Annotated in this window: 17 protein-coding genes; 11 read left to right on the top strand and 6 right to left on the bottom strand. The window is 65.1% G+C overall.

Translation table 11 applies throughout. The features are described from left to right. Complete coding sequence (locus tag ACSQ25_RS17440) at window positions 1-384, top strand: type II secretion system protein (RefSeq protein ID WP_436106932.1); 384 nt, start codon at window positions 1-3, stop codon at window positions 382-384. A 1-nt stretch (window position 385) separates the two neighbouring features. Then, window positions 386-1,102, top strand: a complete 717-nt coding sequence (locus tag ACSQ25_RS17435; RefSeq protein WP_436106931.1) for a type II secretion system protein — start codon at window positions 386-388, stop codon at window positions 1,100-1,102. 1 nt (window position 1,103) lies between these two features. On the opposite strand, the gene murJ is transcribed toward ACSQ25_RS17435, so the two are convergent. After that, window positions 1,104-2,654, bottom strand: a complete 1,551-nt coding sequence (gene murJ / locus ACSQ25_RS17430) for a murein biosynthesis integral membrane protein MurJ (RefSeq protein WP_436106930.1) — start codon at window positions 2,652-2,654, stop codon at window positions 1,104-1,106. Between the two features lie 233 nt (window positions 2,655-2,887). On the opposite strand from murJ, the gene rpsT reads away from it, so the two are divergent. Beyond that, on the top strand, window positions 2,888-3,154 hold the full coding sequence (rpsT, locus tag ACSQ25_RS17425) for a 30S ribosomal protein S20 (RefSeq protein WP_027864728.1): 267 nt from the start codon (window positions 2,888-2,890) through the stop codon (window positions 3,152-3,154). Window positions 3,155-3,442: 288 nt separating this feature from the next. Continuing rightward, window positions 3,443-5,677: an NADP-dependent isocitrate dehydrogenase gene (locus tag ACSQ25_RS17420; protein ID WP_436106929.1), complete on the top strand. Its 2,235-nt coding sequence runs from the start codon at window positions 3,443-3,445 to the stop codon at window positions 5,675-5,677. Window positions 5,678-5,875: 198 nt separating this feature from the next. Here the strand turns inward: ACSQ25_RS17420 and ACSQ25_RS17415 are convergent, their stop codons facing one another. Beyond that, window positions 5,876-6,433, bottom strand: coding sequence for a pseudouridine synthase (locus ACSQ25_RS17415; protein ID WP_436106928.1), 558 nt, complete (start codon window positions 6,431-6,433; stop codon window positions 5,876-5,878). A 181-nt stretch (window positions 6,434-6,614) separates the two neighbouring features. Between ACSQ25_RS17415 and icd the strand changes: the two genes are divergently transcribed. After that, window positions 6,615-7,868, top strand: coding sequence for an NADP-dependent isocitrate dehydrogenase (icd, locus tag ACSQ25_RS17410; RefSeq protein ID WP_436106927.1), 1,254 nt, complete (start codon window positions 6,615-6,617; stop codon window positions 7,866-7,868). Window positions 7,869-7,900: 32 nt separating this feature from the next. Continuing rightward, window positions 7,901-8,194, top strand: coding sequence for a hypothetical protein (locus ACSQ25_RS17405; RefSeq protein ID WP_436106926.1), 294 nt, complete (start codon window positions 7,901-7,903; stop codon window positions 8,192-8,194). A 61-nt stretch (window positions 8,195-8,255) separates the two neighbouring features. Here the strand turns inward: ACSQ25_RS17405 and cspE are convergent, their stop codons facing one another. Then, the gene (gene cspE / locus ACSQ25_RS17400; protein WP_020653506.1) at window positions 8,256-8,459 is read right to left on the bottom strand and encodes a transcription antiterminator/RNA stability regulator CspE; all 204 of its coding nucleotides are present in this window, start codon (window positions 8,457-8,459) and stop codon (window positions 8,256-8,258) included. A 319-nt stretch (window positions 8,460-8,778) separates the two neighbouring features. On the opposite strand from cspE, the gene clpS reads away from it, so the two are divergent. The 4 genes from clpS to ACSQ25_RS17380 all read left to right on the top strand — a co-directional run bounded on the left by clpS (window position 8,779) and on the right by ACSQ25_RS17380 (window position 16,592). Then, window positions 8,779-9,081, top strand: a complete 303-nt coding sequence (gene clpS, locus ACSQ25_RS17395; protein WP_027864722.1) for an ATP-dependent Clp protease adapter ClpS — start codon at window positions 8,779-8,781, stop codon at window positions 9,079-9,081. Next, window positions 9,078-11,378, top strand: coding sequence for an ATP-dependent Clp protease ATP-binding subunit ClpA (gene clpA / locus ACSQ25_RS17390; protein ID WP_436106925.1), 2,301 nt, complete (start codon window positions 9,078-9,080; stop codon window positions 11,376-11,378). The genes clpS and clpA overlap by 4 nt, the downstream gene beginning before the upstream one ends. A 75-nt stretch (window positions 11,379-11,453) precedes the next feature. Further along, window positions 11,454-14,900, top strand: coding sequence for a S41 family peptidase (locus tag ACSQ25_RS17385; protein ID WP_436106924.1), 3,447 nt, complete (start codon window positions 11,454-11,456; stop codon window positions 14,898-14,900). A 111-nt stretch (window positions 14,901-15,011) separates the two neighbouring features. After that, the gene (locus tag ACSQ25_RS17380) at window positions 15,012-16,592 is read left to right on the top strand and encodes a methyl-accepting chemotaxis protein (protein ID WP_436106923.1); all 1,581 of its coding nucleotides are present in this window, start codon (window positions 15,012-15,014) and stop codon (window positions 16,590-16,592) included. Here the strand turns inward: ACSQ25_RS17380 and ACSQ25_RS17375 are convergent. Further along, a complete protein-coding gene (locus ACSQ25_RS17375) occupies window positions 16,589-17,029 on the bottom strand; it encodes an FKBP-type peptidyl-prolyl cis-trans isomerase (protein WP_436106922.1) in 441 nt (146 codons plus the stop codon). The two genes, ACSQ25_RS17380 and ACSQ25_RS17375, sit on opposite strands and share 4 nt — an antisense overlap. A 135-nt stretch (window positions 17,030-17,164) precedes the next feature. Here ACSQ25_RS17375 and ACSQ25_RS17370 point away from each other — a divergent pair, with 135 nt between their 5' ends. Then, complete coding sequence (locus ACSQ25_RS17370) at window positions 17,165-18,472, top strand: family 1 glycosylhydrolase (RefSeq protein ID WP_436106921.1); 1,308 nt, start codon at window positions 17,165-17,167, stop codon at window positions 18,470-18,472. Window positions 18,473-18,490: 18 nt separating this feature from the next. Here ACSQ25_RS17370 and ACSQ25_RS17365 read toward each other — a convergent pair whose 3' ends face one another. Together ACSQ25_RS17365 and ACSQ25_RS17360 are read right to left on the bottom strand one after the other, a co-directional pair. Further along, window positions 18,491-19,663 (bottom strand): trans-sulfuration enzyme family protein, encoded by a 1,173-nt coding sequence (locus ACSQ25_RS17365; RefSeq protein WP_436106920.1) that lies wholly within the window; start codon window positions 19,661-19,663, stop codon window positions 18,491-18,493. Further along, entirely contained in the window at window positions 19,660-21,039 is a 1,380-nt protein-coding gene (locus ACSQ25_RS17360; RefSeq protein ID WP_436106919.1) for a pyridoxal-phosphate dependent enzyme, read from the bottom strand. Before ACSQ25_RS17360 ends, ACSQ25_RS17365 begins: the two co-directional genes overlap by 4 nt. Between the last annotated feature and the right edge of the window lie 229 nt (window positions 21,040-21,268).

Raw genomic sequence — 21,268 nt, 5'->3', positions numbered from 1 at the left:
ATGCCCATCCTCCGGCGCCCGCGCGCCTTCACCCTGATCGAACTGCTGGTGGTGCTGGGCATCGTGGCCCTGCTGCTGACGCTGGCGGTGCCGCGCTTCTTCCCGAGCATCGACGCCACCCGCGAAACCATCCTCGAGGAGAACCTGCGCAACACGCGCGCGATCATCGACCAGTTCCGCGCCGATACCGGGCGCTATCCGGATTCGCTCGACCAGCTGGTCGAGAAGAAGTACCTGCGCGAACTGCCGATGGATCCCATTACCGAGAGCCGCGAGACCTGGATCGTGGAAGCGCCGCCGGAAGGCGAGCCCGGCGAGGTAGGCAACGTCAAGAGCGGGGCGCCGGGCAATGGCCGCAAGGGCAAGCCCTACGCGGAGTGGTAGCGTGAATCAGCGCCAGCCGCCGCGCCAGGCCGGCTTTACCTACCTCGGCCTGATCATCTTCGTCTTCATCATCGGCATGGTCGGCGCGGCCACCTTGAAGATCGGCGCGCTGCTGCAGCGCGCCCACGCGGAACAGGAGCTGCTGGAGATCGGCGCCCAGTTCAGTACCGCCCTGCGGACCTATGCCGAAGCGACCCCGCGCGGCCAGCCGCCCCAGCCCATGACGCTGCAGGAACTGCTGCGCGATACCCGCTTCCCGAGCCCGCGCCGGCACCTGCGCAAGATCTTCGTCGATCCGGTCAGCGGCAAGGCCGAGTGGGGGCTGGTGCGGGCGGGCGAGGGCGGGCGCATCCTGGGCGTGCACAGCCTGTCGCAGGCCACGCCGCTCAAGCTGGCCAATTTCGACAAGCGCTTCCCGGGCTTCGAGAACCGCGAGCACATCGCCGACTGGAAGTTCATGGCCGAGCAGGGGGGAAGCAGCGTACCGCTGGCGCCGGGCGCGCGGCCGCCGGGCAGGCCGCCGCAGCCGGGCACTGTGCCCCTGGCGCCGCCAGCGCCGCCCGCGCCGCCGCCCCAGGCGGAGCCCCAGCCTGAACCTGAACCGGAAGCGCCGAAGGAGGAGCCGCCCGAAGAAGAACCGGCGCCGGAGAAGCCGGCCGAGCCTGAAGAGAAGGAGCCGAAGGAACCGCCCGGCCAATCACAGGATTCCGGGCGCTGACTTACTTGGCGCGGCGCTTGAAGTCGCGCGGACGGAAGCCCAGCAGCGCCAGCACGGCGAAGTAGGCCAGTGCCGCGGCGGCGATGATCGCCGCCAGCACGCCGGCGCGCAGCAGCGGCGTGGCGCGCATGGCGATCCAGTCGAACTGGTCCTGCGCGAACCAGGACACCGCGCCCATCACGGCGACCGCCACCAGCAGCTTGACCAGGAACTTGCCCCAGCCCGCTTGCGGCACGTAGATCCGGCGGCGGCGCAGGCCGGCATACAGGAAGGCGGCATTGATGCAGGCGCCGACGCCGATCGACAGCGCCAGCCCGGCCACGCCGAACATCGGTACGAACACGATGTTCAAGAGCTGGGTCACCACCAGCACGCCCACCGCGATCTTGACCGGGGTGCGCACTTCCTGGCGCGCGAAGAAGGCCGGCGCCAGCGTCTTGACCAGGATGAAGCCGAGCAGGCCGGCGGCATAGGCCATCAGCGGCCTGGACGACTTGAGCACGTCGGCGTCGTCGAATTCGCCGTAGTGGAACAGGGTGGAAATCATCGGCTCGGCCAGGGTCGCCATGCCCACTGCCGACGGGATCGCCAGCAGGAAGGTCAGGCGCAGGCCCCAGTCCAGCAGGGACGAGTACTCGGTGGTGTCGCCGTCGGTATTCGCCTTGGCCAGGCCCGGCAGCAGGATGGTGCCGAGCGCGACGCCCAGCAGCGCGGTTGGCAGTTCCATCAGGCGGTCGGCATACTGCAGGGCCGAGACGGCGCCGGGCCCCTGCCAGGCGGCGATGGTGGTATTGATCAGGAGGCTGATCTGGGCCGCCGCCACGGCGAAGACGGCCGGCCCCATCTTGCCGAGCATGCGGTGCACGCCGCTGTCGCGCAGGCCGACCAGCGGGTTGAGCGACAGGCGCGGCAGCATGCCGAGCTTGAGCAGGGGAGGGATCTGGATCGCCACCTGCAGCAGGCCGCCGATGCACACGCCGACCGCCATCGCATAGATCGGCTGGGCGAAGTAGTCGGACAGCACCACGGCGGCGAAGATGAAGGAGATGTTCAGCAGGACCGGCGTGAAGGCCGGTATCTTGAACTGGCGCCAGGTGTTGAGGATCCCGCTGGCCAGGGCCACGAAGGCCATGCAGGCAATATAGGGGAACATCATCCGGGTCATGACGACCGCCGCATCGAAGGCTTCCGGCTCGTCCTGCAGGCCGCCGCCGATCCAGTAGATCAGGACCGGCGCCGCCAGGATGCCGGCAATGCTGGTCAGGATGGTGGCCCAGATCAGGACGGTGGCCACATGGTCGACCAGGGTCTTGGTGGCTTCCTGGCCGTGCTTTGTCTTGTATTCGGTCAGGATCGGGACGAAGGCCTGCGAGAACGCGCCTTCGGCAAACAGGCGCCGCAGCAGGTTGGGCAGGCGGAAGGCGATGTTGAAGGCGTCGGTGAAGTAGGAGGCGCCAAAGGCGGCCGCGAACAGGCTTTCACGCAGCAGGCCGGTGACGCGGGACACCATGGTCATGCTGGAAATTGCGGCAAGGGTACGGAGCAGGTTCATGGGCCGGGATTATACTTGGGCAATACCGGTCCCGGACCGGCACACGGGCGCCCGGACGACAATTATGCAATTATGAATTGCCCTGGCGGGCTTCCTTCGCTATAATCGTGGGCTGTACTGAATTCTGTTAGCAGACACGAATCGTTGGGCAGGCACTCGTCGGACATAAATGAGGCGCCAGTTTCACTCGCGAATGTTTGCAAACGCAACTTGACCCCGATTTAGGAAATTTCATGGCAAATACCGCACAAGCGCGTAAGCGCGCTCGTCAAGCAGTTAAGCAAAACGCGCACAACTCGTCGCAGCGTTCGACCCTGCGCACCGCAATCAAGGCAGTCCGCAAGGCCATCCAGGCTGGCGACAAGGCCGCTGCAACCACCATCTTCCAGCAGTCCGTGTCGACCATCGACAGCATCGCTGACAAGAAGATCATCCACAAGAACAAAGCAGCCCGCCACAAGAGCCGTCTGGCTGCAGCCCTGAAGGCACTGTCGGCTTAATTCGACATGCGTGCGGCCTAGGCCGCGCAGGCAGTTCTGTGCAGAGCAAGACCCGCCCGACTTCGGTCCCGGCGGGTTTTGTCGTTTGTCGGCTTCATTGTCCGGTTCGCTTTCGGGCTGCCGGTGCATATCTTAAAACCGTGGCGCACAGTAAAATGTTGGTGCATAATGTGAAACGCCGTCTTATGTCTTATAGAAGACTTCGCGAAGTCTGCCTCTTCAAGGCCCGAGCGTTACCACCCGTTTTTAGACATCGTGCGACCCGCACGATCATCGAGGAAAAAGCGTATGAGCAGTGATCCGACCATCATCTACACCCTGACCGACGAGGCCCCGCTGCTGGCGACCCACGCCTTCCTGCCTGTCGTCAGCACCTTCACCAAGCCGGCCGGCATCAAGGTCGAGCAGGCCGATATTTCGGTCGCCGCCCGTATCCTGGCCCAGTTCCCGGAAAACCTGACGCCGGAACAGCGCGTCCCGGACGTGCTGAGCGAACTGGGCAAGAAGACCCTGGAGCCGGACGCGAACATCATCAAGCTGCCGAACATCTCGGCCTCGGTGGGCCAGCTGACCGCCGCCATCAAGGAACTGCAGGCCAAGGGCTACAACCTGCCGGACTACCCGGCCGACCCGAAGACCGACGAAGAAAAGGCCATCAAGGCCAAGTACGGCAAGTGCATCGGTTCGTCCGTGAACCCGGTCCTGCGTGAAGGTAACTCGGACCGCCGCGCGCCGAAGGCCGTCAAGGAATACGCACGCAAGAACCCGCATTCGATGGCCCCGTGGTCGCAGGCATCGCGCACCCACGTCTCGCACATGACCCACGGCGACTTCTATCACGGCGAAAAGTCGATGACCCTCGAGGCCGCCCGCGACGTCAAGATGGAACTGATCACCAAGTCGGGCCAGACCATCGTGCTGAAACCGAAGGTCGCCCTGCAGGCCGGCGAGATCATCGATTCGATGTTCATGAGCCGCAAGGCCCTGCTGGACTTCTACGCCAAGCAGATCGACGACGCGAAAGAAACCGGTGTGCTGTTCTCGCTGCACGTCAAGGCGACCATGATGAAGGTCTCGCACCCGATCGTGTTCGGCCACTGCGTGCGCATGTTCTACAAGGAAGCCTTCGAGAAGCACGGCGCCCTGTTCGACAGCCTCGGCATCAACGTCAACAACGGCATGGCTGATCTCTACAACAAGATCGCCGACCTGCCGACTTCGCAGCGCGAAGAAATCGAACGCGACCTGCACGCCTGCCAGGAACACCGTCCGGCGCTGGCCATGGTCGACTCGACCAAGGGCATCACCAACTTCCATTCGCCGAACGACGTGATCGTCGACGCGTCGATGCCGGCCATGATTCGCGCCGGCGGCAAGATGTACGACGCCAACGGCAAGCTGAAGGAAGTCAAGGCGGTCATCCCGGAATCGACCTTCGCCCGTATCTACCAGGAGATCATCAACTTCTGCAAGTGGCACGGCGCCTTCGATCCGAAGACCATGGGCACGGTCCCGAACGTGGGCCTGATGGCGCAGCAGGCCGAAGAATACGGCTCGCACGACAAGACCTTCGAGATCCCGGAAGACGGCGTGGCCAACATCACCGACCTCGCCACCGGCGAAGTCCTGATGAGCCAAAACGTGGAAACCGGCGACATCTGGCGCATGTGCCAGACCAAGGACGCCCCGGTCCGCGACTGGGTCAAGCTGGCGGTCACCCGCGCGCGCAACTCGGGCATGCCGGCCGTGTTCTGGCTGGATCCGTACCGTCCGCACGAGAATGAGCTGATCAAGAAGGTCAAGACCTACCTGAAGGACCACGACACCACCGGCCTGGACATCCAGATCATGTCGCAGGTCCGTGCGATGCGCTACACCCTGGAGCGCGTCAAGCGCGGCCTGGACACCATCTCGGTGACCGGTAACATCCTGCGCGACTACCTGACCGACCTGTTCCCGATCCTGGAACTGGGCACCAGCGCCAAGATGCTGTCGATCGTCCCGCTGATGGCCGGCGGCGGCATGTACGAAACCGGCGCCGGCGGTTCGGCGCCGAAGCACGTGCAGCAGCTGACCGAAGAAAACCACCTGCGCTGGGATTCGCTGGGCGAGTTCCTGGCGCTGGCCGTGTCGCTGGAAGACCTGGGCCTCAAGACCGGCAACAACAAGGCCAAGGTGCTGGCCAAGACCCTGGACGCCGCCACCGGCAAGCTGCTGGACAACCGCAAGTCGCCGTCGCCGAAGACCGGTGAACTCGACAACCGCGGCAGCCAGTTCTACCTGTCGATGTACTGGGCCCAGGAACTGGCCGCGCAGACCGAGGACGCCGAACTGGCAGCCAGGTTCGCGCCGCTGGCCAAGCAGCTGGCCGAGAACGAGCAGAAGATCGTTGCGGAAATGCTGGAAGTGCAGGGCAAGCCGGCCGATATCGGCGGCTATTACAAGGCCGATGACACCAAGGTGAAAGCGGTGATGCGTCCGAGCGCGACCTTCAATGCTGCGCTGGAGTCGTTCGCGGCTTAAGCGATCGCTTGCTCAAAATAAGAACGCCGGCTTTCACGCCGGCGTTTTTTATTCACCTAACCGTAAAACCGTCGTTCCGGCGAAGGCCGGAACCCAATTTTGCGCGAATAGTCGACGGCGTGGACTTCGGATGGGAAATTGGATCCCGGCCTGCGCCGGGATGACGGATCATCGTCTGGTGGTGCTATTCGTTACCTCTCATCTCAACGAGGAAGTCGGCACCTCAATAAATTCCCCCGGCATCAGGGGATGCGTCGCCAGCGAGAAGGGTCCGATACTGCTGCGCACCAGCCTCAGGGTCGGCAAACCCACCGCCGCCGTCATCCTGCGCACCTGCCGGTTTTTCCCCTCCTCCAGCGTGATCGCAATCCAGCTGGTCGGCTTGTCCTGGCGCGCACGGATCGGCGGGTTGCGCGGCCACAGCCATTCCGGCTCGGCGATGCGCACCGCGCGGCAAGGCTTGGTCACGAAGTCGCCCAGGTCGAGCGGCGCCTGCAGCCGGGCCAGCGCGGCCGCATCGGCCACGCCATCCACCTGCACCAGGTAGGTCTTGGCTTCCTTGTGGTCCGGGTGCGCGATCTTGTGCTGTAGCTTGCCGTCGTCGGTCAGCAGCATCAGGCCTTCGCTGTCGGCATCGAGCCGGCCGGCAGGGTAGATGTTGGGGATGTCCAGGTAGTCGGCCAGGGTCTCGCGGCCGTCCTGGCCAGAGAACTGGCACAGCACCTGGAAGGGTTTATTGAAGAGGATCAGAGGCATGGATGGCGAATGGGGTCATAAAAGGCGTTGCGTAGCGCCTCGGAAAATACTGGTGCATAATGCAAGATGCCAGGAAAGGGTCTTATACAAGACTTGCAGCCGTATTCCACATTGTAGATGAAATGCGGGGCAGGCCCGACGCCGCGACACGGCCTGCCACGCGACCACATGGGAGAGCACGATGTACCAACATATCAAGGTCCCGGCCGACGGCCAGAAAATCACCGTCAACGCCGACTTTTCGCTGAATGTGCCGGACAATCCGGTCATTCCGTACATCGAGGGTGACGGCACCGGCGTCGACATCACCCCGGTCATGCTCAAGGTCGTCGACGCGGCCGTGGCCAAGGCCTATGGCGGCAGCCGCAAGATCAGCTGGATGGAAATCTACGCCGGCGAAAAATCGACCAATGTCTACGGTCCCGACGTGTGGCTGCCGTCGGAAACCCTGGATGTGGTGAAGGACTACGTGGTCTCGATCAAGGGCCCGCTCACGACCCCGGTCGGCGGCGGCATCCGTTCGCTCAACGTGGCGTTGCGCCAGGAACTCGACCTCTACGTCTGCCTGCGCCCGGTGCGCTACTTCGCCGGCGTGCCGTCGCCGCTGAAGCAGCCGGAAAAGACCGACATGGTGATCTTCCGCGAGAACTCGGAAGACATCTATGCCGGCATCGAATGGGCCGAAGGCTCGGAAGGCGTCAAGAAAGTCATCAAGTTCCTGACCGAAGAGATGGGCGTCAAGAAGATCCGCTTCCCGGAGACCTCGGGCTTGGGGCTAAAGCCGGTCTCGCGCGAAGGCACCGAGCGCCTGGTGCGCAAGGCGATCCAGTACGCGGTCGACAACGACAAGCCCTCGGTGACCCTGGTACACAAGGGCAACATCATGAAGTACACCGAGGGCGGCTTCCGCGACTGGGGCTATGCGCTGGCCCAGAAGGAGTTCGGGGCCGAGCTGATCGACGGCGGCCCATGGTGCAAGTTCAAGAACCCGCGCACCGGCCGCGAGATCACCATCAAGGATTCGATCGCCGACGCCTTCCTGCAGCAGATCCTGCTGCGCCCGGCCGAGTACAGCGTGATCGCCACCCTGAACCTGAACGGCGACTACATCTCCGACGCCCTGGCGGCCCAGGTCGGCGGCATCGGCATCGCCCCGGGCGCGAACATGTCGGACTCGGTGGCGATGTTCGAGGCCACCCACGGTACCGCGCCGAAGTATGCCGGCAAGGACTACGTGAACCCTGGCTCCCTCATCCTTTCGGCAGAGATGATGCTCCGCCATATGGGGTGGGTCGAAGCAGCCAATCTCATCATCAGTGCGATGGAACGCGCGATTACCTCGAAAAGAGTCACCTATGACTTCGCGCGCCTGATGGAAGGGGCGACCCAGGTGTCCTGTTCGGGCTTCGGCGAGGTCATGATCGAGCAGATGTAAGCCGGGCCGGGCGCTTTTATCGGGAGGCGGCAATGGCTTACCAGGCAGACTACGAGCGCATCGGCCGTTTCATCTACGGCTTCCACCGTATTGCCAATCCAAAAACGCTGCGCGGGCTGCATGCGTCGGGCCCGCTGCCGGCGGGACTGGCCGAGCGCGGCACCGTGCTGGCGCAGCGCTTCGATGCCGTGCTGGCGGACTGGCAGGAGGATGCGCGGCTCGCGCGCGGCGATTCGGTCAGCGACGAGCGCATTGCCGCACTGTTGAAGGACACCAGCGACTTTGCGGCGGAACTGGCTTATGCTCGTACCGAAGGAGCAGGGTAGGGCGGATGGGCGAAAAAAAACCCCGCTTGCGCGGGGTTCCTTGCTTCCGGGAGGGGAAAGATTACATGCCCTGGATATTGGAAGCTTGCTTGCCTTTCGGGCCTTGCGTGACTTCGAATTGGACTTTTTGACCTTCTTTGAGGGTCTTAAAACCGTTCATATTGATTGCGGAGAAGTGTGCGAACAGATCCTCGCCGCCGTCATCAGGAGTGATGAAGCCAAAGCCTTTGGAATCATTGAACCACTTAACAGTACCAGTTGCCATAAAAGAACTTTCAAATTTTAACTAATCACACGAGCCATAAAAGCAAGAAGCTTCTTGCCCCCTCCTCAGCCTGCTCACTTCTTATCAACAAGTACATAAGTACAATGTCGATGAGTACATTGTTGGTGGAATAACCACGTAAGTCAAGCGCTTTTGAGCGAGTGTTGCCAAATTTTCCACAGCAGAGCTAACGCGGCTCTTGATTTCGTCAATTGGATCGCCATCTGCGCATTCAACGGGAATCGCGTAACATGGAAGCACATGAAAACAAGCTGATGTTTACGCTTGGCACAGACTTTGAAAGCATTAGAATACGCCCATGGCTACGAAGCATGACACTGAACAGCTGCTGGAGCGGCAGACCGTAAAACCGCCACCCTTGTACCAGGTGGCGTTGCTGAACGACGACTACACGCCGATGGAATTCGTGGTTGCGATCATCCAGGAGTATTTCAACAAGGATCGCGAAACGGCGACCCAGATCATGCTTTCCGTGCATAGGCACGGCAAGGGCGTCTGTGGGGTGTTTTCCAAAGATATAGCGTGTACCAAAGTGGAGTTTGTCTTAACGCATGCGCGTAAGGCAGGGCACCCCCTGCAATGCGTGATGGAGGAAGTATGATTGCGCAGGAACTTGAAGTATCCCTACACATGGCCTTTGTCGAAGCCCGCCAGGCCCGCCACGAGTTCATTACCGTGGAACACCTGCTGCTGGCCCTGCTCGACAATCCATCAGCCGCCGAAGTCCTGCGTGCGTGCGCGGTCAATATCGAAGACCTGCGCAAGACCTTGACTAATTTTATCGGTGATAACACCCCGACCGTGCCTGGCACGGGCGAGGTGGACACCCAGCCGACGCTCGGTTTCCAGCGCGTGATCCAGCGCGCCATCATGCACGTCCAGTCGGCCTCGAACGGCAAGAAGGAAGTCACCGGCGCCAACGTGCTGGTCGCGATCTTCGGCGAGAAGGATTCGCACGCCGTCTATTACCTGCACCAGCAGGGCGTGACCCGCCTCGACGTGGTCAATTTCATCTCGCACGGCGTGCGCAAGGACCAGCAGCTCGACACCAGCAAGGCGTCGGAAGGCGTGGAAGAAGCGCAGGTCGAAGGCCAGGCCAAGGAAAGCCCGCTCGACCAGTTCACCCAGAACCTGAACAAGTCGGCTGCCGACGGCAAGATCGATCCGCTGATCGGGCGCGAGGAAGAAGTCGACCGCGTGATCCAGATCCTGTGCCGCCGCCGCAAGAACAATCCGCTGCTGGTGGGCGAGGCCGGCGTCGGCAAGACCGCCATCGCGGAAGGCCTGGCATGGCGCATCGTCCAGGAAGACGTGCCGGAAATCCTGCAGAACGCCGTCGTGTATTCGCTCGACATGGGTGCGCTGCTGGCCGGCACCAAGTACCGCGGCGACTTCGAGCAGCGCCTGAAGGCCGTGCTCAAGCAGCTCAAGGACACCCCGAACGGCATCCTGTTCATCGACGAGATCCACACGATCATCGGCGCGGGTTCGGCTTCGGGCGGCACGCTCGACGCCTCGAACCTGCTGAAGCCGGCCCTGGCCAACGGCCAGCTCAAGTGCATCGGCGCGACCACGTTCACGGAATTCCGCGGCGTGTTCGAGAAAGACCACGCACTGAGCCGCCGCTTCCAGAAGGTCGACGTCAACGAACCGTCGGTCGAGCAGACCGTGGCGATCCTGCGCGGCCTGAAGTCGCGCTTCGAAGAGCACCACGGCGTCAAGTATTCGGCCTCGGCGCTGTCGACCGCGGCCGAGCTGGCGGCGCGCTTCATCAATGACCGTCATCTGCCGGACAAGGCCATCGACGTGATCGACGAGGCGGGCGCGGCACAGCGCATCCTGCCGAAGTCGAAGCAGAAGAAGACCATCGGCAAGACCGAGATCGAGGACATCATCTCGAAGATCGCGCGCATTCCGCCGCAGACCGTCAACCAGGACGACCGCAGCAAGCTGCAGACCATCGACCGCGACCTGCGCAACGTGGTGTTCGGCCAGGATCCGGCGATCGAAGCCCTGTCGGCGGCGATCAAGATGGCGCGTGCCGGCCTCGGCAAGACCGACAAGCCGATCGGCTCCTTCCTGTTCTCCGGTCCGACCGGCGTCGGCAAGACCGAAGTCGCCAAGCAGCTGGCCTTCATCCTGGGCATCGAGCTGGTGCGCTTCGATATGTCCGAGTACATGGAGCGCCACGCGGTGTCGCGCCTGATCGGTGCGCCGCCGGGCTACGTCGGCTTCGACCAGGGCGGCCTGCTGACCGAGGCCATCACCAAGAAGCCGCACGCGGTGCTGCTGCTGGACGAGATCGAGAAGGCCCATCCGGACATCTTCAACATCCTGCTGCAGGTGATGGACCACGGCACGCTGACCGACAACAACGGACGCAAGGCCGACTTCCGCAACGTGATCATCATCATGACCACCAATGCGGGCGCCGAGAGCCTGACCAAGCGCTCGGTGGGCTTCGTGGACTCGAAGGCGGCAGGCGACGAGATGGCCGACATCAAGCGCATGTTCACGCCGGAGTTCCGCAACCGCCTGGACGCGATCATCAGCTTCCGCGCGCTGGACGAGGACATCATCCTGCGCGTCGTGGACAAGTTCCTGATGCAGCTGGAAGAGCAGCTGCACGAGAAGAAGGTGGAAGCGGTCTTCACCGAGAAACTGCGCAAGTTCCTCGGCAAGAAGGGCTTCGACCCGCTGATGGGCGCCCGTCCGATGTCGCGCTTGATCCAGGACCTGATCCGCAAGGCATTGGCCGACGAGCTGCTGTTCGGCCGCCTGGTCAACGGTGGCCGCATCACGGTGGACCTGAACGAGAAGGACGACGTCGTCCTCGAGTTCCCGGAAGGCGACGCACTGCCGCCGCCGGCTCCGGCCGAAACGGTCGAGATCGAGTAATCGATCGGGTCTCGCAAAAACCGCGCTTCGGCGCGGTTTTTTTTGCACGTATGCACATCGCGCGGCCGTGCTCGTGTGGCAAACTCTTCCTCTTTAGTAACTTTTGCCACCGTGACCATGACCGTGTTCCGCACCATCCTTGCCCTGTCGCTGGCGCTCATCGGCAGCCAGGCCGCCGCCGCAGACCCATACTTCCGTTTCCCCGCCATCCGCGGCGACAGCATCGTCTTCACCGCCGAAGGCGACCTGTGGCGCACCACGCTGGCCGGGGGCAAGGCGACCCGCCTGACCACCCACCCGTCCTCGGAAACCCAGGCGACGATCTCGCATGACGGCAAGTACGTCGCCTTCGCGGCCTCGTATGAGGGCGCGCAGGAAGCCTATGTGATGCCGATCGCGGGCGGCCTGCCCAAGCGCATCACCTTCGAGAACGGCGGCGTGACCGTGCTGGGCTGGACGGCGCAGGGCGAAGTCCTGGTCAGTACCGAAAATTCGGTGGGGCCGTCGAAACACCGTATCGTCGCCGCCCTCGACCCGGTCAAGATGGCGCGCCGCGTGCTGCCGCTGGCCGATGCCAACGATGCCGTGCTGAGCGACGACGGCCGCAGCGTGTTCTTCACGCGCATGGGCCTGTCGATGACCAACGATAACGTCAAGGCCTACCGCGGCGGCGCCCATGCCCAGCTGTGGCGCTACGAACTGGGCGGGAAGGGCGAGGCCGTGCGCCTGTTCAAGGACGACGATGCCAACAACCGCCGCGCCATGTGGTGGCAGGGCCGCATTTACTTCATCAGCGACGCCGGCGGCGCCGACAATATCTGGTCCGCGCTGCCGGACGGCAGCGACCGCAAGGTCCACACCCAGCACAAGGAATGGGACGTGCGCACCGCTTCGCTGGGCGACGGCCGCATCGCCTACCAGCTGGGCGCCGACCTGCGCGTGTTCGACATCGCCAGCGGTGCCGACACCCGGCTCGAGGCCAGCCTGGTCTCGGACTTCGACCAGCAGCGCACCCGCCGCGTGCGCTCGCCGCTCGACGCGCTGACCAGCATCGAAGTCGCGAACAAGGCCCAGCGCATCGTGCTGACCGCGCGCGGCAAGGTGACCATCGCCGGCACCGGCAGCTACCGCCGCGTCGAGATCGCCGTGCCGGAAGGCGCGCGCGCCCGCGGCGCCGTATTCAGCCACGACGACAAGTGGGTCTACGCCTTCGTCGACACCAGCGGCGAGAACGAGATCTGGCGCTACGCGGCCGACGGCTCCGGCAAGGGCGAGCGCCTGACCATGGACGGCGCCAGCCACCGTTCGGGCCTGTACCCGTCCCCGGACGGCAAGTGGCTGGCCCACACCGACAAGAAGGGCCGCACCTGGCTGCTCGACCTGCAGGCGAAGACCAACGTCATCATCGACGATGCCAAGCAGGTCGGCGCCGAGCGCCCGGACCAGGTGGTGTGGTCGCCCGACAGCCGCAACCTGGCGTTTGTCCGCGTCGGCAGCAGCGAGCAGCGCAACCAGATCGGCATGGTTAACCTGGCCTCGAAAAGCGTGAGCTTCGTCACCACCGACCGCTACACGGCCGACTCGCCGGTGTTCTCGCCGGACGGGAAGTGGCTGTACTTCCTGTCTTCGCGCCACTTCAACGTCGGCAATGCCGGCCCCTGGGGCGACCGCAACATGGGCCCGGTGTTCGACCGCCGCGTCGGCATCTACGCGCTGGCCCTGCAGCCGGGCGTGCGCTTCCCCTTCAAGCCCGAGGACGAGCTGACCAAGCCCGAGACGGCGTCCCCGGAAGCCGCAGCGCGCACTGCCGTGACCACCCCCGGCAAGGACGAAGCCGACAAGACCGCCGCCGTGGCCGCCGCCGCCGCGGCAACGGCCGCCGCCAATGCCACCGACCCCAAGGCCAAGGCGGCGCCGACCCCGGCCATCGACTATGCGGGCCTGCGCGAGCGCCTGTACGAAGTGCCGGTCGCACCGGGCAACTACCGCGCCCTCGCCATCGACGACAAGCGCCTCTACGTGCTCGAATCCGACAACGGCCGCAGCGGCGCCCTGAAGACCCTCGAGATCTCGCGCAGCAGCCCGCAGCTGGAAGTCTTCGTGAATAACATCCGCGAGTTTGGCCTGAGCACCGACCGCAAGCACGTCTTCTACCGCAGCTTCAATGCATCCGGCCCGGGCGAGATGCTGATCGTCGCCGCCGGCGCCAAGGCCCCGGCCGACGTCACCAAGGCCAAGGTCAGGATCGACGACTGGGCGGTCAGCACCAACCCGCGCCTGGAATGGAAGCAGATGTTCAACGACGCCTGGCGCATGCACCGCGACTTCCTGTACGACGCCAACATGCGCGGCATCGACTGGAATGCCGTGCGCAGCCGCTACGCGCCGCTGGTCGAGCGCGTGACCGACCGCGCCGAACTGGACGACGTGCTGGGCATGATGGTGGGCGAACTCGGCGCGCTGCACTCCCAGATCCGTCCGGGCGACGTGCGCCGCGCGCAGGGTGAAGGCGTGCCCTCGAGCCTGGGCGCGGTGCTGACGCGGGTCGAGGACGGCTTCCGCGTCGACCGCGTCTACCGCAGCGAACCGGAACTGCCGTCCGAGCGCGGACCGCTGGCGGCGCCGGACGTGGGCGTGAAGGAAGGCGACATCATCACGGCCGTCAACGGCAAGTCGCTGGTGGAAGCGCGCGACATCGCCGACCTGCTGCTCGACCAGGCCGACAAGCAGGTGCTGCTGCACGTGAAGAGCGCGGGAGGCAAGGCGCGCCCGGTCATCGTGACGCCGGTGACGATGACGCGCCACGCCGCCCTGCGCTACGCCGACTGGGAGCAGGGCAGGGCCCAGCAGGCCGACAAGGCCTCGAACGGCAAGATCGGCTACCTGCACCTGCGCGCGATGGTGGCGCGCGACATCAACGCCTTCGCGCGCGACTTCTACGCCAACATCAACAAGGAAGGCCTGATCATCGACGTGCGCCGCAATAACGGCGGCAACATCGACAGCTGGATCATCGAGAAGCTGCTGCGCCGCTCCTGGGCCTTCTGGACCTCGAACGGCAACCTGCCGCAGTCGAACATGCAGAACACCTTCCGGGGCCACCTGGTGGTGCTGATGGACGAGCTGACCTACTCGGACGGCGAGACCTTCGCCGCCGGCGTCAAGTCGCTGAAACTCGGCCCGCTGGTCGGCAAGCGCACCGCCGGCGCCGGGGTCTGGCTCAGCGACGGCAACGGCCTGTCCGACAACGGCATGGCGCGGGTGGCGGAATTCGGCCAGTTCGCGGCGGATGGTGAATGGCTGATCGAAGGCGTGGGCGTCGCGCCGGACGTCGAGGTCGACAACCTGCCGCACGAGACCTTCGCGGGCCGCGACCGCCAGCTGGAAGTGGCGATCGAGCTGCTCCAGAAGAAGATGAAGGAACAGCCGGTCAAGCCCTGGAAGCCGGCCGCGATCCCGGCGCTGAAGCGCCAGTGGGAGGCCGGCGAGGCCGCCAGCAAGGCGCCGGCACTGAACAAATAAGTGCCGCGGGGCGGATATGCCCGCATATCCGCCCCGATCCCGTGACATTCATTCATCAAGCTGTCACATACAATTTCTAAACTGCAAGTATCTCATTCACCGGTACTTGCAATGCCACTCGCAAAGCTCCAGACCGGCACCAAGATCCTTGGCTCCTTCGGTGTCGTCTCCTTCCTGATCCTCCTCCTGTCGGCCGTGGCGCTGTGGCGCATGCAGTCCAACGACGCGCTGACCACCGACCTGGTCTACGACAAGCTGGCCAAGCAGCAGCTCACCTCGGACCTGCTCGGCGTCGAGCGCCTGAACGGCTCGCGCCTTGTTGCCATCGCGCGCAGCGACAGCCTGGAACTGGCGGACTACTTCGGCGCCCAGCTCGCAAGCGGGAGGAAGAGCGCCGCGGAGCTGGAAGCGAAGCTGGCCAGGCTGCCGCGCACCGGGCGCGAAGACGCGTTGATCGCGCAAGCCGGCAAGCACAAGGCGGCGCTGGCGAAGATCCAGGCCGCGCTGTTCCAGGCCAAGGAGTTCGGCCAGACCCAGGTGGTCGAAGGTCTCGTCAGCGGCGACTGGGAGACGGCCTACAAGGCGCACACCGGCGCGCTCGAAGCCCTGCTGGCCCATGAGGCGGCGGAAGCCCGCCGCCTGGCCGAGGAGTCGGCCACCGCATCCGCATTCGGCAAGGCGCTGCTGCTGGCGCTGGGACTCGGGGCGCTCGGCATCGGCGCGGCGCTGGCCTGGATGCTGACCCGGAACATCGTCGGCCCGCTGCAGCAGGCCGTCGTGCTCGCCGAGCAGGTGGCCCATGGCGACCTGCGCCCGGTCATCCGGCACGCACGCAGCGACGAGATCGGCCGCCTGTTCGACGCCCTCAACGGCATGACCGGCGGCGTGTCCGCCACCGTGTCCCAGGTGCTGCAGGGCGCGCAGGCGATCGACTCGGCATCGAGCGAAATCGCGGACGGCAACCAGGACCTGTCGCGCCGCACCGAGCGCCAGGCCTCGCGCCTGCGCCAGACCGTCGGCGCGATGGAAGAACTGCTCGAGGCGATCGCCCGCAACAACGCCAGCGCCCGCTCCGCGAATGCCCTGGCCCAGTCGGCATCGAATGTTGCCACCCGCAGCGCGCAGGCGGTCGAGGAGGTCGTGGCGCGCATGGCTGCCATCAAGGCCTCGGCAGACAGGATCGTCGATATCACCGGCATGATCGACAGCATCGCCTTCCAGACCAATATCCTGGCGCTGAATGCGGCGGTGGAAGCGGCGCGCGCCGGCGCCGAAGGGCGCGGCTTCGCGGTGGTGGCGGCCGAGGTGCGCAACCTGGCCCAGCATTCGGCCACGGCGGCGAAGGAAATCAAACAGCTGATCAGCGAGTCGACCGGGGAAATCGCCGCCGGCACCGACATCGCCGGCACCGCGGGCGAGACCATGCGCGCGGTGCTCGCGCACGTGCATGACGTGGCCGGCCTGCTCGACACCATTTCCACGGCCAGCAGCGAACAGGCCAGCGGCGTGGCCCAGGTCAGCCAGGCGATCGCCGAGATGGACGAGTCGACCCAGCAGAATGCGGCGATGGTCGAGCAGGCCGCGGCCGCGGCCGAATCGATGCGCCAGCAGGCGGCGGAGCTATCGGAACTGGTGGGCACCTTCAAGCTGCGCGCGCCTGCCGGCGCGCAGCGCGCGCTGGCGATGGCTTAGCGGACTTCCAGCAGTTCGACGTCGAAGATCAGGTTGGCGTTCGGCGGAATCGGACCGGCGCCCGAGCTGCCGTAGCCGAGGGAGGAGGGGATGATGAGGGTGCGCTTGCCGCCCACCTTCATGCCCTGCACGCCCGCATCCCAGCCCGGGATGACCTGGCCGGCGCCGAGCTGGAAGCTGAACGGCTCGCGTCCGCTCGACGAGTCGAACTGGGCGCCGTGCTTCGATTCAGCCTTCGGCTCGTACAGCCAGCCGGTGTAGTGGACGACGACGGTCGTGCCCTCGACCGCTTCCTTGCCGGTGCCGGCCACGGTATCGATCTTTTGCAGCGCCACCGAGTCGGCTTGCGTGGATGGTGGCGTTTCGGCGCGCTTGCAGCCGGTAGCGGCCAGGGCGATGGTCAAACCGAGGAGGCAGTGGGAGATCAGCTGTTTCAAGGTGGTCTTTCGTCGTGTGGTGAAGGGGTGATGCCAGTATACATTGCTGCTACGCCATGACTCGCATATCTCGTTGACAGGCCGAGGCAATCGTGTCGACAATGTCCTGGCACCGTGACCTTTGCGAGACAGCACATGGTATCGAGTCCACCCGGATTTCTCTTTGCGACCGGCATCGAGAACAGCATCCCGACCATCGCTGCCGGCCGGATCCGCATGGACGAGATGGAAAAGTGCGGCCATTACCGCCATTGGCGGCGCGACTTCGATCTGGTGCAGGAGATCGGCATCCGCTTCCTGCGCTATGGCCCGCCGCTGCACACGACGCTGCTTGGCGCGGGGCGTTACGACTGGTCGTTCGCGGATGAGGTCTTTCCCGACTTGCGGCGCCGCGGCCTGGTGGCGATCGTCGACCTCTGCCATTTCGGCTTGCCCGATTTCCTCGGCAACTTCCAGAATCCGGATTTCCCCGCCATCTTCGCCGCCTATGCCCGCGCGTTCGCGCTGCGCTACCCCTGGATCCAGCTGTACACGCCGGTGAACGAGATGTCGATCAGCGCGCTGTTCTCCGCGCTGTACGGCTGGTGGAACGAAGAGTTGCGCAGCGACCGGGCCTTCGTGACCGCCCTCAAGCACCTGGTCAAGGCCAACCTGCTGGCCATGCGCGCTATCCTCGAAGTGCGTCCGGATGCCTTGTTCGTCCAGAGCGAATCCACCGAATACTTCCATGCCAAATCGCCGGCGGCGATCGGGCCGGCGGAGACCATGAACGCGCGCCGTTTCCTGTCGCTGGACCTGAACTACGGCCGCCGCGTGGACTCGACCATGTACGAGTACCTGCTCGACAACGGCATGCGCCGCGAGGAATACCACTTCTTCCTGAATAACAACCTGAAGCACCACTGCATCATGGGGAACGATTACTACCAGACCAACGAGCACCACGTGGCGGCCGACGGTACCACGACCTCGTCCGGCGAAATCTTCGGTTATGCCGTGATCACGCACCAGTACTACAACCGCTACCGCCTGCCCGTGATGCACACCGAGACCAATCTGTGCCAGGGCCCCGGCGGCAACGAGGCGGTCACCTGGCTGCGCAAGGAGTGGGCGAACGTGCTTCGGGTCCGCAACAACGGCGTGCCCCTGGTCGGCTTCACCTGGTATTCACTGACCGACCAGGTGGACTGGGACAGCAGCCTGCGCGAGAACAATGGCCACGTCAATGCGCTGGGCCTGGCCGACCTCGACCGCCATTTGCGTCCGGTCGGGCTGGCATACCGCGACCTGATCCGCGACTGGACCGAAGTCTTGCCGACACAAAGCGTCTGCCTGCAGGTGCCGCTGGAGCTCGACGAGGACTATCCCGAGCGCGGCGGTTCGCATCCGCAGCGGCGGCCGGACCCGGCGACGGCCACGGGTGCCCCGCGCAACGCGGAGTAGGCGCCCACGCGGCCTGCCTCAGATCGCGGCCAGCGCCCGACGCAGGTCTTCGCGCTGGTCGTCCAGGTGCTCGATGCCGACCGACAGGCGGATCAGGCCGTCGCCGATGCCCAGCTGGGCGCGCTGCTCGGCCGGAATGCTGGCATGGGTCATCAGGGCAGGGTGCTCGATCAGGCTCTCGACGCCGCCCAGGCTTTCGGCCAGCGTGAACACCTCGCAGGCTTCCAGGAAGCGCCGCGCCCCGGCCAGGTCGGTGGCCAGGTCGATCGACACGATGCCGCCGAAGCCGTTCATCTGGCGCCGCGCCAGCGCGTGCTGGGGGTGCGATTCCAGGCCCGGATAGAACACCTTGCGGACCTTCGGTTCGCGCTCCAGCCACTGCGCCAGCGCCAGCGCGTTGGCGCTGCTGCGCTCCACCCGCAGGGCCAGGGTCTTGATCCCGCGCAGCACCAGGAAGCTGTCGAAGGGCCCCTGGATCGCACCGACCGCGTTCTGGATGAAGCCGAGCTGCTCGGCCAGCTCGGCGTGGCGCGCTTCCTTGCCGACCACCGCCACGCCGCCGATCACGTCGGAATGGCCGTTCATGTACTTGGTGGTCGAGTGCACCACGATGTCGAAGCCGAGTTCCAGCGGGCGCTGGACGATCGGGCTGGCGAAGGTGTTGTCGCACACGGTGATGATGCCGCGCGCGCGGCACAGCTGCGCGATCGCCGCCAGGTCGGCCAGCTTGAGCATCGGGTTGGTCGGCGTCTCGACCCACACCAGCCGGGTCTCGGGCGTGATGGTCCGGGCCAGGGCGTCGGGGTCGGTCAGGTCGGCATAGGCGAAGCTGTGGCCGGCGCTCTTGCGGCGCACGCGCTCGAACAGGCGGAAGGTGCCGCCGTACATGTCGTCGCCCGCCACGATCTGCGAGTTCGCCGGCAGCAGTTCCAGCACCGCCGCGATCGCGGCCAGGCCGGAGGCGAAGGCGAAGGCGGCGCTGCCGCTCTCGATGTCGGCCACGCAGCGCTCCAGCGCCCAGCGGGTCGGGTTGTGCGAGCGGCCGTAGTCCAGGCCCTTGTGCACGCCCGGGCTCTCCTGGCGGAAGGTCGAGGTGGCGAAGATCGGCGGCATGACGGCGCCGGTGCTGGGCTCGGGCGCCTGGCCGCCGTGGATCACGCGGGTGGCAAGGTGTTTTTTCGTCTCTGTCATGAGAGGGTCCTACGAAGGTGGTTGAGCAGGTCGAAGCGGGTGATCAGGCCATAAAAATGCTCGCCGTCGGCGATCACGGCGGTCAGCCCGCGGTCGAGGATCTCGCGCAGGTGGCCCATGCTGGCCGTGGGCAGCAGGGTCTGGAGCGAAGACGTCATGGTACTGGAGACCGGCGCGCTGAAGTGGTTCGGTTCCGCCGTCACGTGCAGCAGCAGGTCGGACTCGTCGATCAGGCCGACCAGGCGGCCCTCCTTGTCAATGACCGGCATCTGCTGCAGGTCGGCGCTGCGCATGCGGTTGAAGGCGGTGAGCAGGGTATCGGTCGGCAGCAGGCTGACCACTTCGCCCTCGTCGTAGCGGCGGCCGATCAGGTCGCGCAGGTCGCCGGTCTTGGGGCGCGTGATCAGTCCCTGGTCGACCATCCAGCCGTCGCTGTACACCTTGGTCAGGTAGCGGGTGCCGGTGTCGCACACGAAGGTGACGACGCGTTTCGGGCGGGTCTGCTCGCGGCAGTAGCGCAGCGCGGCGGCCAGCAGGGTGCCGGTGGAGGACCCGCCCAGGATGCCCTCGCGCTGCAGCAGCAGGCGCGCGGTACCGAAGCTTTCTTCGTCCGGGATGGTATAGGCCTTCTTCACGCGCGACAGGTCGGCGATGCCGGGGATGAAGTCCTCGCCGATGCCTTCCACCGCCCACGAACCGGCATCGGTACGCAGCACGCCGGTGTTCACGTAGTCGGCCAGGATCGAGCCCTGCGGGTCGGCCAGGATGAACTCGAGCTTGGGCTGGGTCTTCTTGAAATAGCGCGACAGGCCGGTCAGAGTGCCGGACGAGCCGACGCCGACCACGATCGCGTCCAGCCTGTGGTTGACCTGGTCCCAGATCTCGGGGCCGGTGGTGGTTTCGTGGGCGCGCGGGTTGGCCGGGTTGTTGAACTGGTCGGCGAACCAGGCGCCCGGAATCTCCTTCGCCAGGCGCGCCGCGTAGTCCTGGTAGTACTCGGGGTGGCCCTTGCCGACGTCGGAGCGGGTCAGGTGGATCTCGGCGCCGAGCGCCTTCAGGTGCAGGATCTTCTCGGCGGCCATCTTGTCGGGCACCACCAGCACCACGCGGTAGCCCTTGATGCGCGCCACCAGGGCCAGGCCCAGGCCGGTGTTGCCGGCGGTGGCTTCGACCACGGTGCCGCCGGGCTGCAGGTGGCCGTCGTGCTCGGCCTGCTCGATCATGGCGCGGCCGATGCGGTCCTTGATGGAGCCGCCGGGATTCTGGGATTCGAGTTTCAGGAACAGCTGGCAGGGACCGGTGTCGATCCGTGTCACTTCAATCAGGGGGGTGTCACCGATCAGGGAAAACAGTGCAGCTTGCGACGCATGTTGCATAGTGCCTCCGAAAGGCCGGGCAGGGCCCGGGCGGTGCGCCGCTGGGCGGACGCTAGTCGAGGATCTGACACTCAATGGGTGCCAGGCCATGTAAAAAAGTCATGATACGGCGAATATGACAGCTGGTGTTGATCTTGTAGGGTGGGCGGGTCTCCCGCCCACGCGGTGATAGCTGGCAGCGAGATCATCCGGTGCGAGAGCGGAGCTGATTACGATCACCGCGTGGGCG

This window comes from Massilia sp. LjRoot122 (assembly GCF_964252725.1).
In the GTDB taxonomy this organism is placed as follows: Bacteria; Pseudomonadota; Gammaproteobacteria; order Burkholderiales; family Burkholderiaceae_D; genus Telluria.
This window is presented reverse-complemented; position numbering and strand designations above follow the sequence as displayed.